The sequence below is a fragment of the Mesorhizobium sp. KACC 23794 genome, assembly GCF_052180275.1.
Taxonomy (GTDB): domain Bacteria; phylum Pseudomonadota; class Alphaproteobacteria; order Rhizobiales; family Rhizobiaceae; genus Kumtagia.
Genome location: NZ_CP197465.1, coordinates 5,724,603 through 5,740,239, shown reverse-complemented (window position 1 = coordinate 5,740,239; position 15,637 = coordinate 5,724,603). Strand labels below are relative to the sequence as shown.

Below are 15,637 nucleotides of genomic sequence, written 5' to 3'. Positions count from 1 at the left end.
GAGCGCTAGCGCTTAGCCGGCCGGTTCTCGGCCTCGACGGATTTGCGCAGGGCATCCATGATGTTGATGACGTTGTTGGGAGTCGCCTTCGCTTCGGATCCTTTCGCTTTCGTCGGCCGCGTGGTCTTCTTGCGCTTGGCTTCGATGATTTCCAGCAGCTTGTCCTGGACGGGATCCGACACCAGCTTGCTGTCCCAATGCCGCGTCTGTTTCTTGATGAACTGCTCGATGAGAGGCATCATCTCCGAGTCCGATGGTTTACCGTCGATCCCCTCGAAATAAGCGTCCTCATCCCTGACCTCATCGCCATAGCGCAAAGTCCAAAGAACGATGCCTTTGCCCCGCGGCTCAAGCATGACCGCGCGCTCGCGACGGGAAATCACCAGACGGGAGATGCCAACCATGTCCTCCGCGGCCATGGCGTCCCGGATCACTGAGAAAGCCTCCTGGCCGACCGGATCGTTTGGCGACAGGTAATAGGGCGAGTCGAGCCAGATCCACTCGATGGAATCACGCGGTGAGAAGACATCGATATCGATCGTTCGCGTGCTTTCCAGAGCGACGTTATCAAGCTCCTCGTCTTCCAGGATGACGTAATCGTTCTCACCCCTCTGATAGCCCTTGACCTCGTCTTCGTCCTTGACCTCCTTGCCAGTGACGGCATCGACAGTGGCTGACGACGCGATTGTTGGTCTCGCGGTTCAGCGTATGAAAGCGGATCTTTTCGCTTTCCGAGGTCGCGGGCATCATCTGCACGGGGCAAGTCACCAGCGAGAGCTTGAGATAGCCTTTCCAGTATGGGCGCACCGCCATGACTATCAGGCAGCGCGTTTGGCGCCAGCGGCGACACGCTTCGGTTGCTTGGGGCCGGCATCGGCTTTGGCCACAGCACGTTTCGGGCTTTTCGAGGTTGCCATACCGGCGCTCTCCCGCAGCGCCTGCAATAGATCGTTCTGCTTCGAAGCTGGCGGTGCCTTCTTCTTTGGAAGAGCCTTGCCTTCGATTTTAGCCTTGACCAGTTCGGCGACGGCCGCGTCATAACGGTCATCGAAAGTCTTGGCGTCGAATTCGCCCTTTTTCGTATTGATGATGTGCTTGGCAAGATCGAGCATCTCGCCTTCGATCTTGGTGCTGGGGATGTCGTCGAAGGCTTCCTGAGATGAACGCACTTCGTAGTCGAAGTTCAGCGTGGTGCCGATCAAGCCCGCGCCGTGCGGACGGATCAACACTGTTCTCAGCCGGCGGAAGAGTACCGTGCGCGCCAGAGCCGCGACCTTGGCTTTTCGCATGCCGTCGCGTAGCAGCCTGAAAGCATCGGCGCCCATCTTATCGGGCGCGAGATAATAGGGCTTGTCGAAATAGACGTCATCGATCTCGTTGCACGGAACAAAGGCCTCGATCTTCAGGGTCTTGTCGCTGTCGGGGATCGCCGCTGCAACCTCATCAGGTTCGAGCACGACGTAATCGCCGTTCTCGGTCTCATATCCCTTCACCTGCGCTTCCCGCTCGACAGGGTCGCCGGTTTCGCTGTCGACGAATTCGCGACGGACGCGATTTCCCGTCGCGCGATTGAGGGTATTGAAGGCGATTCTTTCCGAAGACGAGGCCGCAGTATACAGCGCAACCGCGCAAGCGACTTCTCCAAATTTGATGAAACCTTTCCAGTTCGCCCGTGACGCGACCATGGCACTCGCACTCCGATACAACTTATGCGAGTCAATAAGAGTCTCTCTGCCGCGATGGTTCCGAGTCAAAAGGAATCTAAATTCAAGGGGTTGGGCGGTAGCGACCGGCGCGGGGAGCTGTCGCCAGCGTTCAACAGAGAAGGTAGTCGGTGCTGACACACGCACGGATCCAACAGCATTACTGAATGGTGATTTGAAACGTGGGCAAAGCCGCAGGACCGCGATACTGGTTCCGCTGCGGCAAACGGGGAATGCCGAGCACCGCCGTCGTCCTCGGCCAGAATGTCCTCCATCAGCCGATTCGGCTTCGCCCAATCGCAACTGGCGCGGAGCGTCGAGGCCTTTATTGGCGTCGCAGTTCGCCACCCGTATCCGGCAGCCCGCATTATTCTGGAGACAACGTGGAGACAAAGGCCTTACGAAAGGCGATGTCTCCAACTCGATCGACCGGATGGTTGAGTCTATACGCTTGGTTTTACTGAGAAAATTTGGTGCCGCTTAGGTGACTCGAACACCTGACCCCATCATTACGAACTCTGCGCCTCCGATTTCATCAATACAGAACGGCATAAGACTAGGTAAGCTAAGAGCTTGCTGAAGGAAAGGGCGTCAAATCCACATCGGTAATGGCGAGCATCGAAGACGCAGGCCGGCCGCACTCCGACCGGCCTGCCACGCTTAATTCGCCCGCTTCTTGCCCGTGAACATGGCGCTCACCAGATTTTCGCCGTGCTCGATGCTGGCCAGCAGGACACCGCCGATATGCAGCACGATCAGCCCGAGCGTTAGATAGACCGTGGTCGTGTGCACCTCTTCCACCCATTCGACGCCCCAAAAAGCGTCAGTGGTCATCATGTATCCGGTCGTGGCAATCGTTGCGGTCGCCACAAGCAACGCGACGATCATCGCGCCTCCGGCTGGATTGTGGCCGAGGTAGCGCGGTGCCCGGAATGCCAGTGCGCTCCTCAGATAACCGAGGGTCGTCGAAGGTCCGCGGACGAAGCTCGTGAAGCGGGCGTTCCTCGGACCGACCAGCCCCCACAGGACGCGGAACACGACAAGACCGCCGACGATGTAGCCCGCGACAATGTGTGCGTCCTTCCATTCGTCACCGGTGAAGTAGGCGAAGGCGAAGCCCCCGACCAGCGACCAGTGGAACAGCCGCACCAGGGGGTCCCAGACCTTGACCATCGCCGGCCGGTCGCCGCGGCCGGCATCGAGCGTTTCGGCGCCGGTGCTCATCCCTCGTCGTCCTCGCTACCGACGACCTCGCCCGTCACGGGATTGACCACCTGCTCTGTCTTCTTGCCGTCCTTGGTGACAGCATAGACTTCGTAGCAGCCGTCCTCGACCTTGACCTGCCTGACTTCCGTTCCGTCGACGGCGAACTTGGCCTTGATCGCGTCCTTGCTCATCCACTGGCTCTCGGCGGCAGTGCCGCATTTGTGGCTGTCTTCCGCGGACGCGGCGCTTGCCCCGGCAAGCAGGGTGAAGAGGGCCACGGCTGAGATCATTGTACGCATTTTGGTTTCCTTGTTTCGTCGAAATATCGCTTTGTTGCGATGGCAGCGTTTTCGGCGGAATTCGGTGACGGAGCGCTGAGCATCGTTGTCAGCGTTTTGTCATCGGGGTGTCGCCAACAGGTGCGGATGGGCTTGGAAAACAGAGTGCGGAGAGTCTTGTGCGCGTTTGCGCTGGCTGTCGCCATGACCGGTTGGGCGCATGCGGACGAGGACCATCAGAGCCGTCATGAGGACGCCGAACGAGCGAGCCGCGGCGCCGAGTCGGGCGAATTCGTGCCGCTCGCGCGGATCTTCACCGCGGTTCGCGCGCGGTACCAGGGCGAGATCGTCGAAACCGAGTTCGAATCCCGACACGACACGCCGTACTATGAGTTCCACATCCTGCAGCCGGACGGCCATCTGATCGAGATCAAGGTCGATGCCCGTAATGGCCGCTATCTCACCATGCAGGACGACGACGATTGATCATGCGGATTCTTTTGGTCGAAGACGATACGCGTATTCGCGCCGACATCATCGCCGCGCTCGAAGCCAGCCACTACGTGGTTGATTGGGTGCGTGAAGGCGAGGAGGCTTGGTTTAAAGGCGACACCGAGGACTATGCCGCCGCCATTCTCGATCTCGGCCTGCCACAGATGGACGGGATGTCGGTGCTGAAGCGCTGGCGGGCGAGCGGGCGCGACTTCCCGGTGCTCGTGCTCACCGCGCGGGGCTCCTGGAGCGAGCGCGTGGAAGGGATCGACGCCGGGGCCGACGACTATTTGCCGAAGCCTTTCGCAATGGAGGAGCTGCTAGCGCGGCTGCGCGCCATCCTGCGCAGGCGCAGCGGGCTTGCCAGCCCGCAAATCCGGATCGGCAGCATCACGCTCGATACTCGCCTGATGCGCGTCTCGCGGAACGGCGTGCCGCTGGCCCTGTCGCCCCAGGAATACCGGCTGGTCGCGTATCTCATGCACCACCCTGGCCGTGTCGTACCGCAGCAGGAACTGGCGGAGCAGCTGCAGGGCGACGTCTATGAGCGAGAGTCCAACGCGGTCGAGGTTTTGGTCGGTCGGGTGCGGCGCAAGCTCGGACCCGATATCATCGAAACACATCGTGGCTTCGGCTATTTGATCGCTGAAGCGAACAGATCGGGGCCATGAGGCTGCTCCGGTCGATCAGGCTTCGGCTGCTGTTGTTCTCGCTGATCGGAACGCTGGTTGCGGTTGCCGTCGCCGGTGCGGGCATCGTCACGCTGTTTGGACGCCATGTCGAGCGGCGCGTGGAGCAGGAACTCGACACCTACATCGACACGTTGACCGGCAATCTGCGCGTCGGCACGGACGGTCGGTTGTCTCTTGCGCGCGAGCCAGCCGATTCCAGGTTCCTGCGACCATTTGGCGGTCTTTATTGGCAGGTGCTCGACGAGAAAGAGGGCACGACGCTGCGCTCGGTCTCCCTCTGGGACGCGCGGCTCTCCCTTCCTGACGACAAACTGGATGCCGGCGCGACCCACACACACCGTGCGAAAGCACCGGATCAGCGCGACGCGATCCTGCATGAGAAGCGCGTCGTGATCGACACACCCTCAGGCGAGCGGTCCGTCAGGATCAGCGTTGCCGTGAACGAGGCAGATACCGAGGCGCTAACGGCAGGATTTCGGCGCGATCTCCTGCCCGGCCTCGCGCTGCTCGGGGGGTTGCTGCTGCTGACAGGCTGGTTACAGGTAGGCGCGGGGCTGAAACCGCTTGCCAGCATACGCTCCGCAATCGCGGCGGTGCGCGAGGGGCGCGCCGATCACCTGTCGCTCTCCGCACCGACGGAGATCGCGCCATTGGTTGCCGAGGTGAATAGCCTGCTGGAAGCACAACAGGCTGCGCTTCGCCAGGCTCGGCACCGGGCCGCCGACATCGCGCATGGTCTGAAAACGCCGCTCACCGCGTTGGCCGGGGACATAGCGAAGCTCAGGACGGTCGGTCAGAACCCGGTCGCCGACGATATCGAGGCTGTTGCCCGGCAAATGCGGCGCATCGTCGAGCGGGAACTTGCGCGCTCGCGCCAGCGCCACCGTCAGCAGGGCCAGAGTACGACGGTTCGCGCGGCGGTCGAGGCCATCGCGCGGACTCTGGCGCGAACGCCCGCCGGTGAGGCAATCGACTGGGACATCGACGTGGAGGTCACTCTCGCCGTTACCGCCGACATTGACGATCTGAACGAGGTTCTCGGCAATCTGATAGAGAATGCCGCACGCGTGGCTGCGCGCCGTGTCCGGGTCCGCGCAACCGTGGACGGCAGGGACGTACTCGTTGCTGTGGCCGATGACGGGCCTGCGGTCGATCCGCAGTCCATCGCGCACCTGATCGCACGCGGTGCGCGCCTTGACGAGAGCGGCGGCAGCGCTGGGCTCGGGCTGGCGATTGTAGCCGACATCCTTGCGGAGTACGGTTCGACGCCGCGTTTTGCCGTTTCGGATTTAGGTGGCCTGGAGGTGTCGTTTCGGCTGCTCGCCGCGACGGCCTAGGGACCTGATGTGGCGCTCGGCAAGGGCTGGGGTCGGGCAACATTGTTCATGATGATGCTCACTGCTCCGCTAGGCTCCTGACATTCGCTGGCCGCAGTAAAGCGGTTTGTCGTAGATCAAAACATTCGTGCAAGACAGTGGCTATGTTCGCTATGAACAAGCTAGGTAACTGTGAGGCAGTTGTCATGAATGTTGCCAAGGAGACAGCCGGATACACAGCAACGCAGATTCTGTTGCATTGGGTGATCGCGGCGCTGGTTCTCTTCCAACTGGTGATCGGTGAGGACATAAAGCCCGCCTACCGAGCATTTTCGCAACACAGTTCGCCTCAGAATGACGATCTGATCAATGCGAACATTCATGTTTATGTCGGACTGCTTGTTCTGCTCCTAGCGCTTTGGCGGTTGGCGATCCGGCTGCTACGGGGTGTGCCGGCGCCTCCACCGGAAGAAAACATGCTCTTCAAGCGGATCGCGATGGCAACCCACTTTTTGCTCTATCTGTTTATCTTCGGCATGCCGATTACGGGTGCACTGGCATGGTACTTTGACCTTGACGCAATGGGGGAGATTCATGAGTTCGCGAAGCCGATTATCATCGCCGTCGTCGGCCTCCATGCCGCCGCGGCGTTGTGGCAGCATTTCTTTGTGAAATCGGATGTGCTGGTCCGGATGCTGCGGCCGGCGAAACAGCGCATGAGTTGACAAGATGAGTCGTCTGCATGCTGAAAACCACCTTATATCGCGCATCGGCTGGCTGCGAGCTGCCGTGCTCGGCGCCAATGACGGCATAGTGTCGACGGCCAGTTTGATCGTTGGCGTTGCGGCGGCCAATGCCGCCGCTTCCGATGTTCTCGTTGCCGGAGTCGCGGGGCTGGTGGCGGGCGCGATGTCGATGGCGGCAGGTGAATATGTGTCGGTCAGTTCGCAATCCGACACTGAGCAAGCGGACCTTGATCGCGAGCGGGCCGAACTCGCAGGGCAGCCTGATTCCGAGCGCGATGAACTCGCGCAAATCTACGTGGCACGTGGCGTCGACCAGGTCTTAGCGCTGCAGGTCGCCGACCAGATGATGGCTAAAGACCCGCTCGGCGCACATGCTCGCGACGAGCTCGGTATTACGGAGATCACAACAGCGAGGCCGATCCAGGCCGCGCTGGCATCGGCAGCTGCATTTTCAGTTGGCGCGGCCATGCCGCTTGCGATGGTTTTGATCGCACCGACAACATATCTGGTCGCAATTGTGTCGGTTGCCTCGCTTCTGTTCCTGGCGGCGCTCGGTGCCGTTGGGGCTAAGGCCGGTGGCGCCAATGCGCTGAAAGCAAGCGTGCGCGTCACATGTTGGGGCGCGTTGGCAATGGCGCTGACAGCCGGTATTGGCGCGCTCTTCGGCACTGCAATCTGATCCAGCCTCGCCCAGAACACGATCTTTGACGACCCCAACCTTGGTCGCCCCGAGCACTGGCTTGGTCCCTTCGCGTTGGGAAGCCACAGACGTTTTCCACACGTGACATGAACTATTCCGCGGCCGGGTAACGACGAAGTGCGCAATGGCATCCACGACTGCAGTCCCTTCTTACGACGGCAGAGCAGCCCTGTTGCGATGCTTCGCTCAGTCCTCGACGAGTGCCCGTCGCAGGCGCCGGATGATCGCCGCGCGGCCCCGTTCGTCGGCGGCCGTGTTGACCTGATCGGTGACTTCGATGAGCAGCTTTGACAGGTCGTTGTGCCAGTCGAGCCGCGCAACCTTTTCCGGCGTGAGCCGACGAGGTCTGTTGAGGTCGACCTGTCGTGCGCCTGAAGGTCCCAGTTCATAGGCATCGTCGATAAGCGGGAGGATGATGCGCTCGGATGCAAATGTGGACGACAGGCGATCACGCAGACCGGTGAGGCCAGTGTCCTCCCCGTGGGTCAGGAAGATGGTCCCATGCACCGGTGAGCGATTAGCCACCCAGGAAACCAGCTCGGTCGCGTCTGCATGGCCCGAGTATAGGTCGAATGAAACGATGCGCGCCTTGACGTTGACCTCATCCCCCTGGATGCGCACGCGCGAGGCTCCGTCGATGAGGATCCGCCCGAGCGACCCTTGTGCCTGGTAGCCGGCCATCATGATGCTGGCGTTGGCTCGCCAGAGATTGGCCTTGAGATGATGGCGAATTCGCCCTGCGTCGCACATGCCACTGGCCGCGATGACGATGAAGAAGCCAGACAGCCGGTTGATCGACTTGCTTTGTTCGACCGTCTCGGTGAACCGGATGTCGCCCGACTTGAGTGCCGCGAGCAGGGTATCGCCACTTTCTATCTCGCCTGCGTGGCGCTCAAAGATCGCGCTGGCGCGAGTGGCGAGCGGAGAATCGACGAAGATCGGTCCGGACGGGATCGAGCCGTTGCGAGCGAGCAGGAAAAGATCAACCAGCAATTCCTGGGTGCGCTCCACAGCAAAGGACGGGATGATGAGCGGGCCTTGCGAGGCTACTGCCCGCCTGACCTCCTCACCCAGCATTGCACGGCGCTGGTCGCGCGAGAATTCGGGCCTGTCGCGGTCGCCATACGTGGATTCGCAGACCAGATAGTCGACGCCTTTCGGTCCGTTTGGTTCAACCTGCAGGAGCTTCTGCCCGGGTCCGATATCACCAGAAAACAGGAGACGCAGCGGAGCGTCGGTTTTATCGCGGTCGATCTCGATCTCCACCGATGCCGATCCCAAGAGATGACCGGCATTCCAGTAGCGGGTGCGCACGCCCGTCCCGACGGTTGTCCAAACGTCATACTGCACGGGTCGGAACTGCCTCATGCAGGCGGCGACGTCCGCGACCGCATAGATCGGAGACACTTGCGGGCGACCTCGCTGCGCGTTGCGGCGGTTGAGGTTCTCTACCTCCATCTCCTGGATGTGGGCCGAATCCGGCAGCATGACCGAGCACAGGTCGATGGTGGGGAGTGTCGCGAAGATCGGACCTGCGAAGCCGAGCCTCACGAGCTTGGGAAGCAGGCCGCTGTGATCGATATGGGCGTGCGTGAGGATAACGGCATCGACAGTCTTCGGATCGAACGGGAAGTCTCCGTAGTTCAGCTCTTTCTCGGATTTCGAACCCTGAAATAGGCCACAATCGACAAGGACGCGACACTCGCCGGTCTCGATTTCGTAACATGAGCCGGTGACGCCGTGGGCGGCGCCGTGAAACCGTAGGATCGGGTGCATGGTCTCCTTCCTCGACGCCAACACGGGAGGCGCCGGTCGCTCTTTTGCTTGCACCGACGCGATCCCCATGACGTTGCGCAGATGATGTTGCAATGAGCATCACCGGTGCGTCATCTGCTCAGGTTCCATGACAAGCGTGGTCGTTGCTTTGACCGGCGTCAATTCCGACCGGCTTTGATCGTGCAGACTAGATCCCGCACTTTGTCTCTGTTGGTCGCGTTTTCGACGCTTGGATATGGTGGAGCGATGCGGTCTGTGGCGGCTAGCAAATGCGCTCGACGCTGAAGGCATGAGATGGGATTCAGCTGTTCCCATGGTCCACCGCCGGACATGTTTGCTGCCGGAATGCGATCGATCCATGCTGGTTCCGGTGCGCGTTTGAGGCTGTGGTCCACGAAGGGATGTAGCAATGCTCAACGATAAGGAAATCGAACTCATTGACCGCTATTGGCGCGCCGCCAACTACGTGTCCGTCGGTCAGATTTATCTGATGGACAACCCTTTGCTGCGAGAGCCCATGAAGGCTGAACACGTGAAGCCGCGGCTTCTTGGGCATTGGGGCACCACACCCGGGCTCAACTTCATTTACGCGCATCTCAACAGGATCATTCGCGAGCGAGACCTCGACGTCCTCTACATTTGCGGTCCAGGACATGGCGGGCCTGCCATGGTCGCCAACACCTGGCTGGAAGGCACCTACAGCGAAATCTATCCGGATATCACGCCCGACGCGGCGGGTATGACGAAACTCTTCAAGCAGTTCTCCTTTCCAGGCGGCGTACCAAGCCATGTCGCTCCCGAAACACCGGGTTCCATCCATGAAGGCGGTGAACTTGGTTACGCCCTGGTCCACGCCTACGGCGCAGCTCTCGACAATGCCGACCTCATCGCTGCTTGCGTTGTTGGTGACGGCGAGGCTGAGACGGGACCGCTCGCCGCCGCGTGGCACTCGAACAAGTTCCTGAACCCCAGGATCGACGGCGCGGTGCTGCCGATCCTGCATCTCAACGGCTACAAGATCGCCAACCCGACTGTGCTCGCACGGATGGATGACGAGGAGCTTCGCAATCTTTTCTGTGGCCTCGGCTACGAACCATTCTTCGTGGAAGGACACGAACCCCGGATGATGCATGACCTGATGGCCAGGACACTCGACGAGGTGCTGGACCATATAAGGGACATTCAGCGTGCCGCCCGGGAAGATGGGTGGTCCGGGGAACGACCGCGCTGGCCCATGATCGTGCTTCGCAGTCCCAAGGGCTGGACCGGGCCAAAAGAGGTGGATGGGCAGAAGGTCGAGGACTTCTGGCGCTCGCATCAGGTGCCGGTATCGAATGCGCGCGGTGATGCCGCGCATCGCAAGATTCTCGAAGACTGGATGAGAAGCTATCGGCAGGAGGATCTGTTCGATACGGATGGGCGGCTTCTTCCAGAGCTTGCCGCCCTTGCGCCTCGTGGCGGCAAGCGCATGGGCGCGTCGCCTTACGCCAATGGTGGGCTGCTGAAGCAGGATCTCGTCCTGCCAGATTGGAAAAGCTTTGCGGTTGACGTGCCGAAGCCGGGCGGCAATGTCGCTGAGGCGACGCGACTAATGGGCGCCTACCTCCGCGATGTGATGAGGCTCAATGAGAAGACGCGGAATTTCCGCCTGATGGGTCCCGACGAAACGGCATCGAACCGGCTGGACGCCGTCTTCGAGGTAACCGACCGCGTCTGGATGGAGAGGATCGAGCCTTACGACGTGTATCTTGCGCGCGAGGGACGCGTCATGGAGGTGCTGTCGGAGCATCTCTGCCAAGGTTGGCTCGAAGGCTACCTGCTCACCGGACGGCACGGCCTGTTCTCGTGCTACGAGGCATTCATTCACATCGTGGATTCGATGGTGAACCAGCACGCCAAGTGGCTGAAGACTTCCGCCGAACTGCCCTGGCGCAAGCCGATCGCCTCACTCAATTATTTGCTCACCTCACATGTCTGGCGGCAGGACCACAATGGCTTCTCGCACCAGGATCCGGGATTCGCCGATTTCGTTTCCAACAAGAAGGCCGATATCGTCCGGCTCTACTTTCCGCCCGACGCCAACACGTTGCTCTGGGTCACGGATCATTGCCTGCGCACCTACAACCGCATCAACGTCATAACGGCCGGGAAGCAGCCGGCGCCGCAGTGGCTTCCGGTCGAGGCCGCCGACGCGCATTGCAGGGCGGGTGCGGGCATCTGGGAGTGGGCCTCGAACTGCCCTCTTGGTGAGACGCCGGACGTCGTCATGGCCTGCGCCGGCGACGTGCCGACCATGGAGACCTTGGCCGCCGTCGACATCCTGCGCACGGGGATGCCCGGTCTGAAGATCGGGGTCGTGAACATCGTCGACCTGATGACGCTGCAGTCGCATGGCGAACATCCGCATGGTTTCACCGACGAGACGTTCGACAACCTTTTCACGCGCGACAGACCGGTCATCTTCGCCTATCACGGTTATCCCTATCTCATCCACCGCCTGACTTATAAGCGAGCCAACCACGACAACATCCATGTCCACGGGTTCAGGGAGGAGGGAACGACGACGACACCCTTCGACATGGCGGTGATAAACGAACTCGACCGTTTTCATCTGGCTTTGGCTGTGCTGCGCCGTGTGCCCGGTTTAGAAGAGCGCGGGCACGAACTGACCGAGCGGATCAAGGCCAAGCTCGCCGAACACAAGGCCCATGTTTGCGAGTACGGCGAAGACATGCCGGAAATCCGCGACTGGGTTTGGCCATATGGAACGGCGGTCGGAGCCGAAGATTGATGCAGGCCACGATCCTGGCGCTCAATGCCGGCTCTTCGAGCATCAAGTTCGGCATTTTCGACATCGGCGGTGGCGATCTGACGACTGTGGCGCGCGGTATGCTGGACATCGACAAGTCGTCGCGCCTTGTGGCCAGGGCTGGAGATGGATCGGTCCTTCTTGAGCTTACCGTTCAGGGTGACGGACTGCCGGCCGGAATCGCTGCAATGTTGGACTGGATTGAAACCGAATTTGGCAACCGCCGTATCGTCGCCTGCGGCCACCGCATCGTGCATGGAGGATCGACGTTCTTCAAACCTTCGCTACTGACATCCGCGCGGATCGACGCCATCGAAGCACTTTCGCCGCTCGCGCCATTGCACCAGCCGCGCAACATCGCCCCGATCCGTGCCCTTTCGAAACTGCGGCCGGGACTTCCGCAGGTCGGCTGCTTCGACACGGCTTTCCATCGGACGATGCAGCCGCCGGCTAGCCGTTATGCTCTGCCCCGCCCCTATGAGGAAAAAGGTATCCGTCGCTACGGTTTCCATGGACTATCCTACGAATTCATCGCCGGAAAGCTCCATGACGAGGGAAGGGCGGATCGCCGGACGATCGTCGCCCATCTTGGGAATGGAGCGAGCCTCTGCGCGATGCGATACAGCCGCAGCGTCGACACGACCATGGGATTTTCCGCGCTTGACGGGCTGGTGATGGGGACACGTTGCGGAACGATCGATCCGGGTGTCTTGCTCTACTTGCTTCAACACGAAGGGATGAGAACGGAAGAGCTCGAGCGCTTGCTCTACCGGGAATCCGGATTGCTTGGTGTTTCGGGAACTTCCGGCGATATGCGTGACCTGGAGGCGAGCAAGGCGGAGCATGCTCGCGAGGCCGTCGAGCTGTTCGTGTTTCGCGCCGCGCGAGAGACCGCGGCACTTGCGAATACCCTGGGCGGTCTGGACTGCATTGTTTTCACGGCCGGTATCGGGGAGCATTCCGCCGGCGTGCGACGGTCGATCTGCGACAGGCTCGGTTGGCTTGGCGTCGTGATCGACAAGGACGCCAACGATCGCCATGAGCCGGTGGTCAGCGCTTCCACCAGCACTGTCGAAGTGTGCGTGGTCGCAACCGATGAGGAGTCCATCATCGCCCGGCACACGCTCGGCGTGATCTCTGGAGTATCCGCATAGTTTGGTCGGTCGGGCGGCGTGACAATCAAACAGCTCAGGCCGCCGCGGCGTGTTCATAAATATCCTCTTCCTGTGCGTTGTGGAGCCGCACCAGCGCCTCCACCGACTCGATGACACGCTGGGCGTCCCGGATCAGGTGGCGGTCGATGTCGTTTGCGTCCAGGTCTCGGGCCACGCGGGCGAGGAGCCTGGCTTGATGAATGATCTCGCGGTGGGCGCGGCTCATGGCGTTGAGACCATGCGCATCCGAAAGGTACTTCGAGAGGCGAGGATAGACCATGCTTTCGTCATCGCTTTCATGCGTAACGATGCGCTCGCCCACCAGGCCGCTGGCTTCCTTGATGAGCGCCACTGCCCCGGCCGGCTCTGCGTCGTCCAGCGCGTTGGCGATGGAGCGAAGACGGTCGAGCGCCGCGGCCAGGCGTTCGTGGTCTTCGTGGAGGGTTTGCGCTGCGCTTCCCGGCAGACGGCCCCGGCCGGATCTGCGTCCGGGCGTGAGTGCGCGCAGAGCGTTGAGGATCACGGCGACATCGATGGCCTCCTGCGTCAGCGCCCCCATGACCGGTGTCAGCCAGCCAGCGGCCGCTGCGCCCATGGCAATGGCGGACATGCCGAGACCGGCGACGATGCTCTGCCAGGCGATCCTGCGGGTTCGTGACGCGATGACGATCGCGTCCGATACACGGTCGAGCCGGTCAACCAGGAGAATGACGTCGGCGGCCTCCGAAGAGGCACTGGCGCCGCGCGCGCCCATGGCGATACCCACATCCGCGGTCGCCAGCGCGGGGGCGTCATTGATGCCGTCGCCCACCATCACCGTCGGATGCATACGCTGCTCGACAGCCACCGCGTCCACCTTGTCGGCCGGCTCGCGGTCGGCTAGCACGGCATCAAGATCAAGAGCGGCGGCAATCGTTTCGGCTGCATCGGCGCGGTCGCGGGTGACCATGACGATGCGGGTGACGCCGGCCGCACGAAGCGCCTGAATGGCATGTGGTGTTTCCTGCCGGAGCTCGTCGCCAAGCAGAAGAGCGCCGATGGTCCGGCCGTCGACCGCAACGAAAACGCTGAGTGCAGAGCGCCATGCTGCGCGGCGCAGCGCGCGGGCGGCCCAGTCTTCCGCCTTCCTGGCGCTGTGAACCAGCTGATACGAGCCGGCCATGACCCGCCTGCCGGCGATCAATCCTTCGAGGCCGGATCCCATCGTCTCGTGGACCTGAGAAGGAAGATCGAGTTGCAGCCCGCGGGCCAAGGCCGCCTCGACGATCGCTTTGGCCACCACGTGATGCGAAGCCTGCTCAAGCGTGGCGGCCAGCCGCAGAACATCATCGGCGTCCTCACCCGGCGCTGTCTCGACGGCGACAAGACGGGCGCCGCCCACCGTCAGCGTACCGGTCTTGTCGAAGACGACCGTGCGCGTGCGCGCCAGGGCCTCGAGCGGGGCGCCGCCCTTGACGAGGATGCCGCGACGAGCCGCCTGCGCCACGCCGGAGATGAACGCCACGGGCGCAGCGAGGATCAGAGGGCAGGGGGTTGCCGCGACCATGACCGCCAGTCCCCGCAACGGGTCGCCGGACAGCAACCATGCTCCGCCGGCGACGACAAGCGTGAGCGGCAGCAACAATATTGCGAAGCGGTCGGCTAGCCGAATGAAGGGTGCCTTGGCCGTCTGGGCCGCTGTGACCATGCGTACGATGCCGGCATAGGTGCTCTGGCCCGCGGTGGCTGTCGTGGCGAGTTCGAACATTTCGCCGGCATTGATCGTGCCGCTTCGCGCCGCTTCTCCCTGTCGGCGGTGAACCGGAACAGGCTCTCCTGTAAGCGCCGACTCGTCGAGCACAGCGTCGGGGCTCGCGATCACGCCGTCCACGGGAATGACCTCGCCGCCGCGCACGAGAAGGAGGTCGCCGATGGCAAGGTCATCGACTGGCACGTCATCCACATTTCCGGCAGAGCGCCGGTGCGCAATGCGCGGCGTACGATCCACCAGCGACTTGAGATCCCGCTCCGCCCGCGCCACCGCGAACTCCTCGAGCACGTTGCCGCCGGCATACATCACTGCGATCACGGCGGCAGCGAGCCCTTCGCCAAGGGCGAGCGCTGCCGACATGGAGACGAAAGCAACAGCATCGACGCCCATTCGGCCAGCGAGCAAGTCACGAACTATCGAAATGCCGAGGACGGCCACGACCGGGACGGTGCCGGCGGTCCAGAGGCGAAACGCAAGGGATGGGGTCCCCCAGAGCCAGGTGCTCAAGCCACCTCCAAGTCCAGCCAAAGCAATGACGATCAGCGCGAGGCGTGTGTTGCGTCCCATCGCCGGTCAGGGTTTCTCGACGCGGGCCACCTGATAGGTGTGCATGGACGCATGTGTGCCGATCGACACATACTCGCCGGTCAGGAAACGCTCCTCGCCGAGGCGAAAGCCGATCTCGTCGTCGCTTTCGCCTTCCTTGTAATCGAAGTACCATTGCCCACCGGGCTTGCGCCGAAGTCGACCGATCTTGACGTCCCCGTTTTCGTCGAACCGCCTGACCCTGCACGAAGCCTGATGCGCCTTCCATTCTCGGGGATCGAGACGACCCTCTTTGTCGAGCGGCACGAGAAGGTCATAGCCTTCGTCACGCGCACCTTCGGGGTGGGCCTTCTCGCGCGCAAGCAGCAGGCGCACATGGCGGAAATTAGCAGGCAATGTCATTGTCTCACTCATTGGGTGCTTCCTTTCGGCTTTCCTCGTGCCAGATCGAGGAAGTGCCGTCCTTGAT

The 15,637-nt window shown here is 61.8% G+C and carries 13 protein-coding genes and 1 pseudogene; 7 read left to right on the top strand and 7 right to left on the bottom strand.

All coding sequences use genetic code 11. The annotated features are described in order from the left end of the window. Positions 1-5: 5 nt before the first annotated feature. The 4 genes and pseudogenes from ku (ACSBOB_RS27960) to ACSBOB_RS27945 all read right to left on the bottom strand — a co-directional run bounded on the left by ku (ACSBOB_RS27960) (position 6) and on the right by ACSBOB_RS27945 (position 3,208). Positions 6-813: pseudogene (ku, locus tag ACSBOB_RS27960) on the bottom strand (non-homologous end joining protein Ku). 5 nt (positions 814-818) lie between these two features. Further along, complete coding sequence (gene ku / locus ACSBOB_RS27955) at positions 819-1,685, bottom strand: non-homologous end joining protein Ku (RefSeq protein ID WP_442579296.1); 867 nt, start codon at positions 1,683-1,685, stop codon at positions 819-821. Positions 1,686-2,363: 678 nt separating this feature from the next. Continuing rightward, positions 2,364-2,927 carry a cytochrome b/b6 domain-containing protein gene (locus tag ACSBOB_RS27950; protein ID WP_442579295.1) on the bottom strand — a complete coding sequence of 188 codons (564 nt, stop codon included), beginning with the start codon at positions 2,925-2,927 and terminating at the stop codon, positions 2,364-2,366. After that, entirely contained in the window at positions 2,924-3,208 is a 285-nt protein-coding gene (locus ACSBOB_RS27945; RefSeq protein ID WP_442579294.1) for a PepSY domain-containing protein, read from the bottom strand. Before ACSBOB_RS27945 ends, ACSBOB_RS27950 begins: the two co-directional genes overlap by 4 nt. A 183-nt stretch (positions 3,209-3,391) precedes the next feature. Here ACSBOB_RS27945 and ACSBOB_RS27940 point away from each other — a divergent pair, with 183 nt between their 5' ends. From ACSBOB_RS27940 to ACSBOB_RS27920, 5 genes are all read left to right on the top strand, one after another. Further along, positions 3,392-3,673 (top strand): PepSY domain-containing protein, encoded by a 282-nt coding sequence (locus ACSBOB_RS27940; protein ID WP_442579293.1) that lies wholly within the window; start codon positions 3,392-3,394, stop codon positions 3,671-3,673. 2 nt (positions 3,674-3,675) lie between these two features. Next, a complete protein-coding gene (locus tag ACSBOB_RS27935; protein ID WP_442583856.1) occupies positions 3,676-4,350 on the top strand; it encodes a response regulator transcription factor in 675 nt (224 codons plus the stop codon). Beyond that, a complete protein-coding gene (locus ACSBOB_RS27930; RefSeq protein ID WP_442579292.1) occupies positions 4,347-5,708 on the top strand; it encodes a sensor histidine kinase in 1,362 nt (453 codons plus the stop codon). Before ACSBOB_RS27935 ends, ACSBOB_RS27930 begins: the two co-directional genes overlap by 4 nt. Positions 5,709-5,893: 185 nt before the next feature. Continuing rightward, positions 5,894-6,412, top strand: a complete 519-nt coding sequence (locus ACSBOB_RS27925) for a cytochrome b (protein ID WP_442579291.1) — start codon at positions 5,894-5,896, stop codon at positions 6,410-6,412. Between the two features lie 4 nt (positions 6,413-6,416). Then, on the top strand, positions 6,417-7,112 hold the full coding sequence (locus tag ACSBOB_RS27920; protein WP_442579290.1) for a VIT1/CCC1 transporter family protein: 696 nt from the start codon (positions 6,417-6,419) through the stop codon (positions 7,110-7,112). 207 nt (positions 7,113-7,319) lie between these two features. Here ACSBOB_RS27920 and ACSBOB_RS27915 read toward each other — a convergent pair whose 3' ends face one another. Further along, on the bottom strand, positions 7,320-8,909 hold the full coding sequence (locus ACSBOB_RS27915; protein WP_442579289.1) for an MBL fold metallo-hydrolase: 1,590 nt from the start codon (positions 8,907-8,909) through the stop codon (positions 7,320-7,322). A gap of 409 nt (positions 8,910-9,318) precedes the next feature. Here ACSBOB_RS27915 and ACSBOB_RS27910 point away from each other — a divergent pair, with 409 nt between their 5' ends. Continuing rightward, on the top strand, positions 9,319-11,700 hold the full coding sequence (locus ACSBOB_RS27910; protein WP_442579288.1) for a phosphoketolase family protein: 2,382 nt from the start codon (positions 9,319-9,321) through the stop codon (positions 11,698-11,700). Further along, complete coding sequence (locus ACSBOB_RS27905) at positions 11,700-12,872, top strand: acetate/propionate family kinase (RefSeq protein ID WP_442579287.1); 1,173 nt, start codon at positions 11,700-11,702, stop codon at positions 12,870-12,872. The genes ACSBOB_RS27910 and ACSBOB_RS27905 overlap by 1 nt, the downstream gene beginning before the upstream one ends. 34 nt (positions 12,873-12,906) lie before the next feature. Here the strand turns inward: ACSBOB_RS27905 and ACSBOB_RS27900 are convergent, their stop codons facing one another. Beyond that, the gene (locus ACSBOB_RS27900) at positions 12,907-15,189 is read right to left on the bottom strand and encodes a heavy metal translocating P-type ATPase (RefSeq protein WP_442579286.1); all 2,283 of its coding nucleotides are present in this window, start codon (positions 15,187-15,189) and stop codon (positions 12,907-12,909) included. Positions 15,190-15,195: 6 nt separating this feature from the next. Then, complete coding sequence (locus ACSBOB_RS27895) at positions 15,196-15,582, bottom strand: hypothetical protein (protein WP_442579285.1); 387 nt, start codon at positions 15,580-15,582, stop codon at positions 15,196-15,198. Positions 15,583-15,637: the final 55 nt, after the last annotated feature.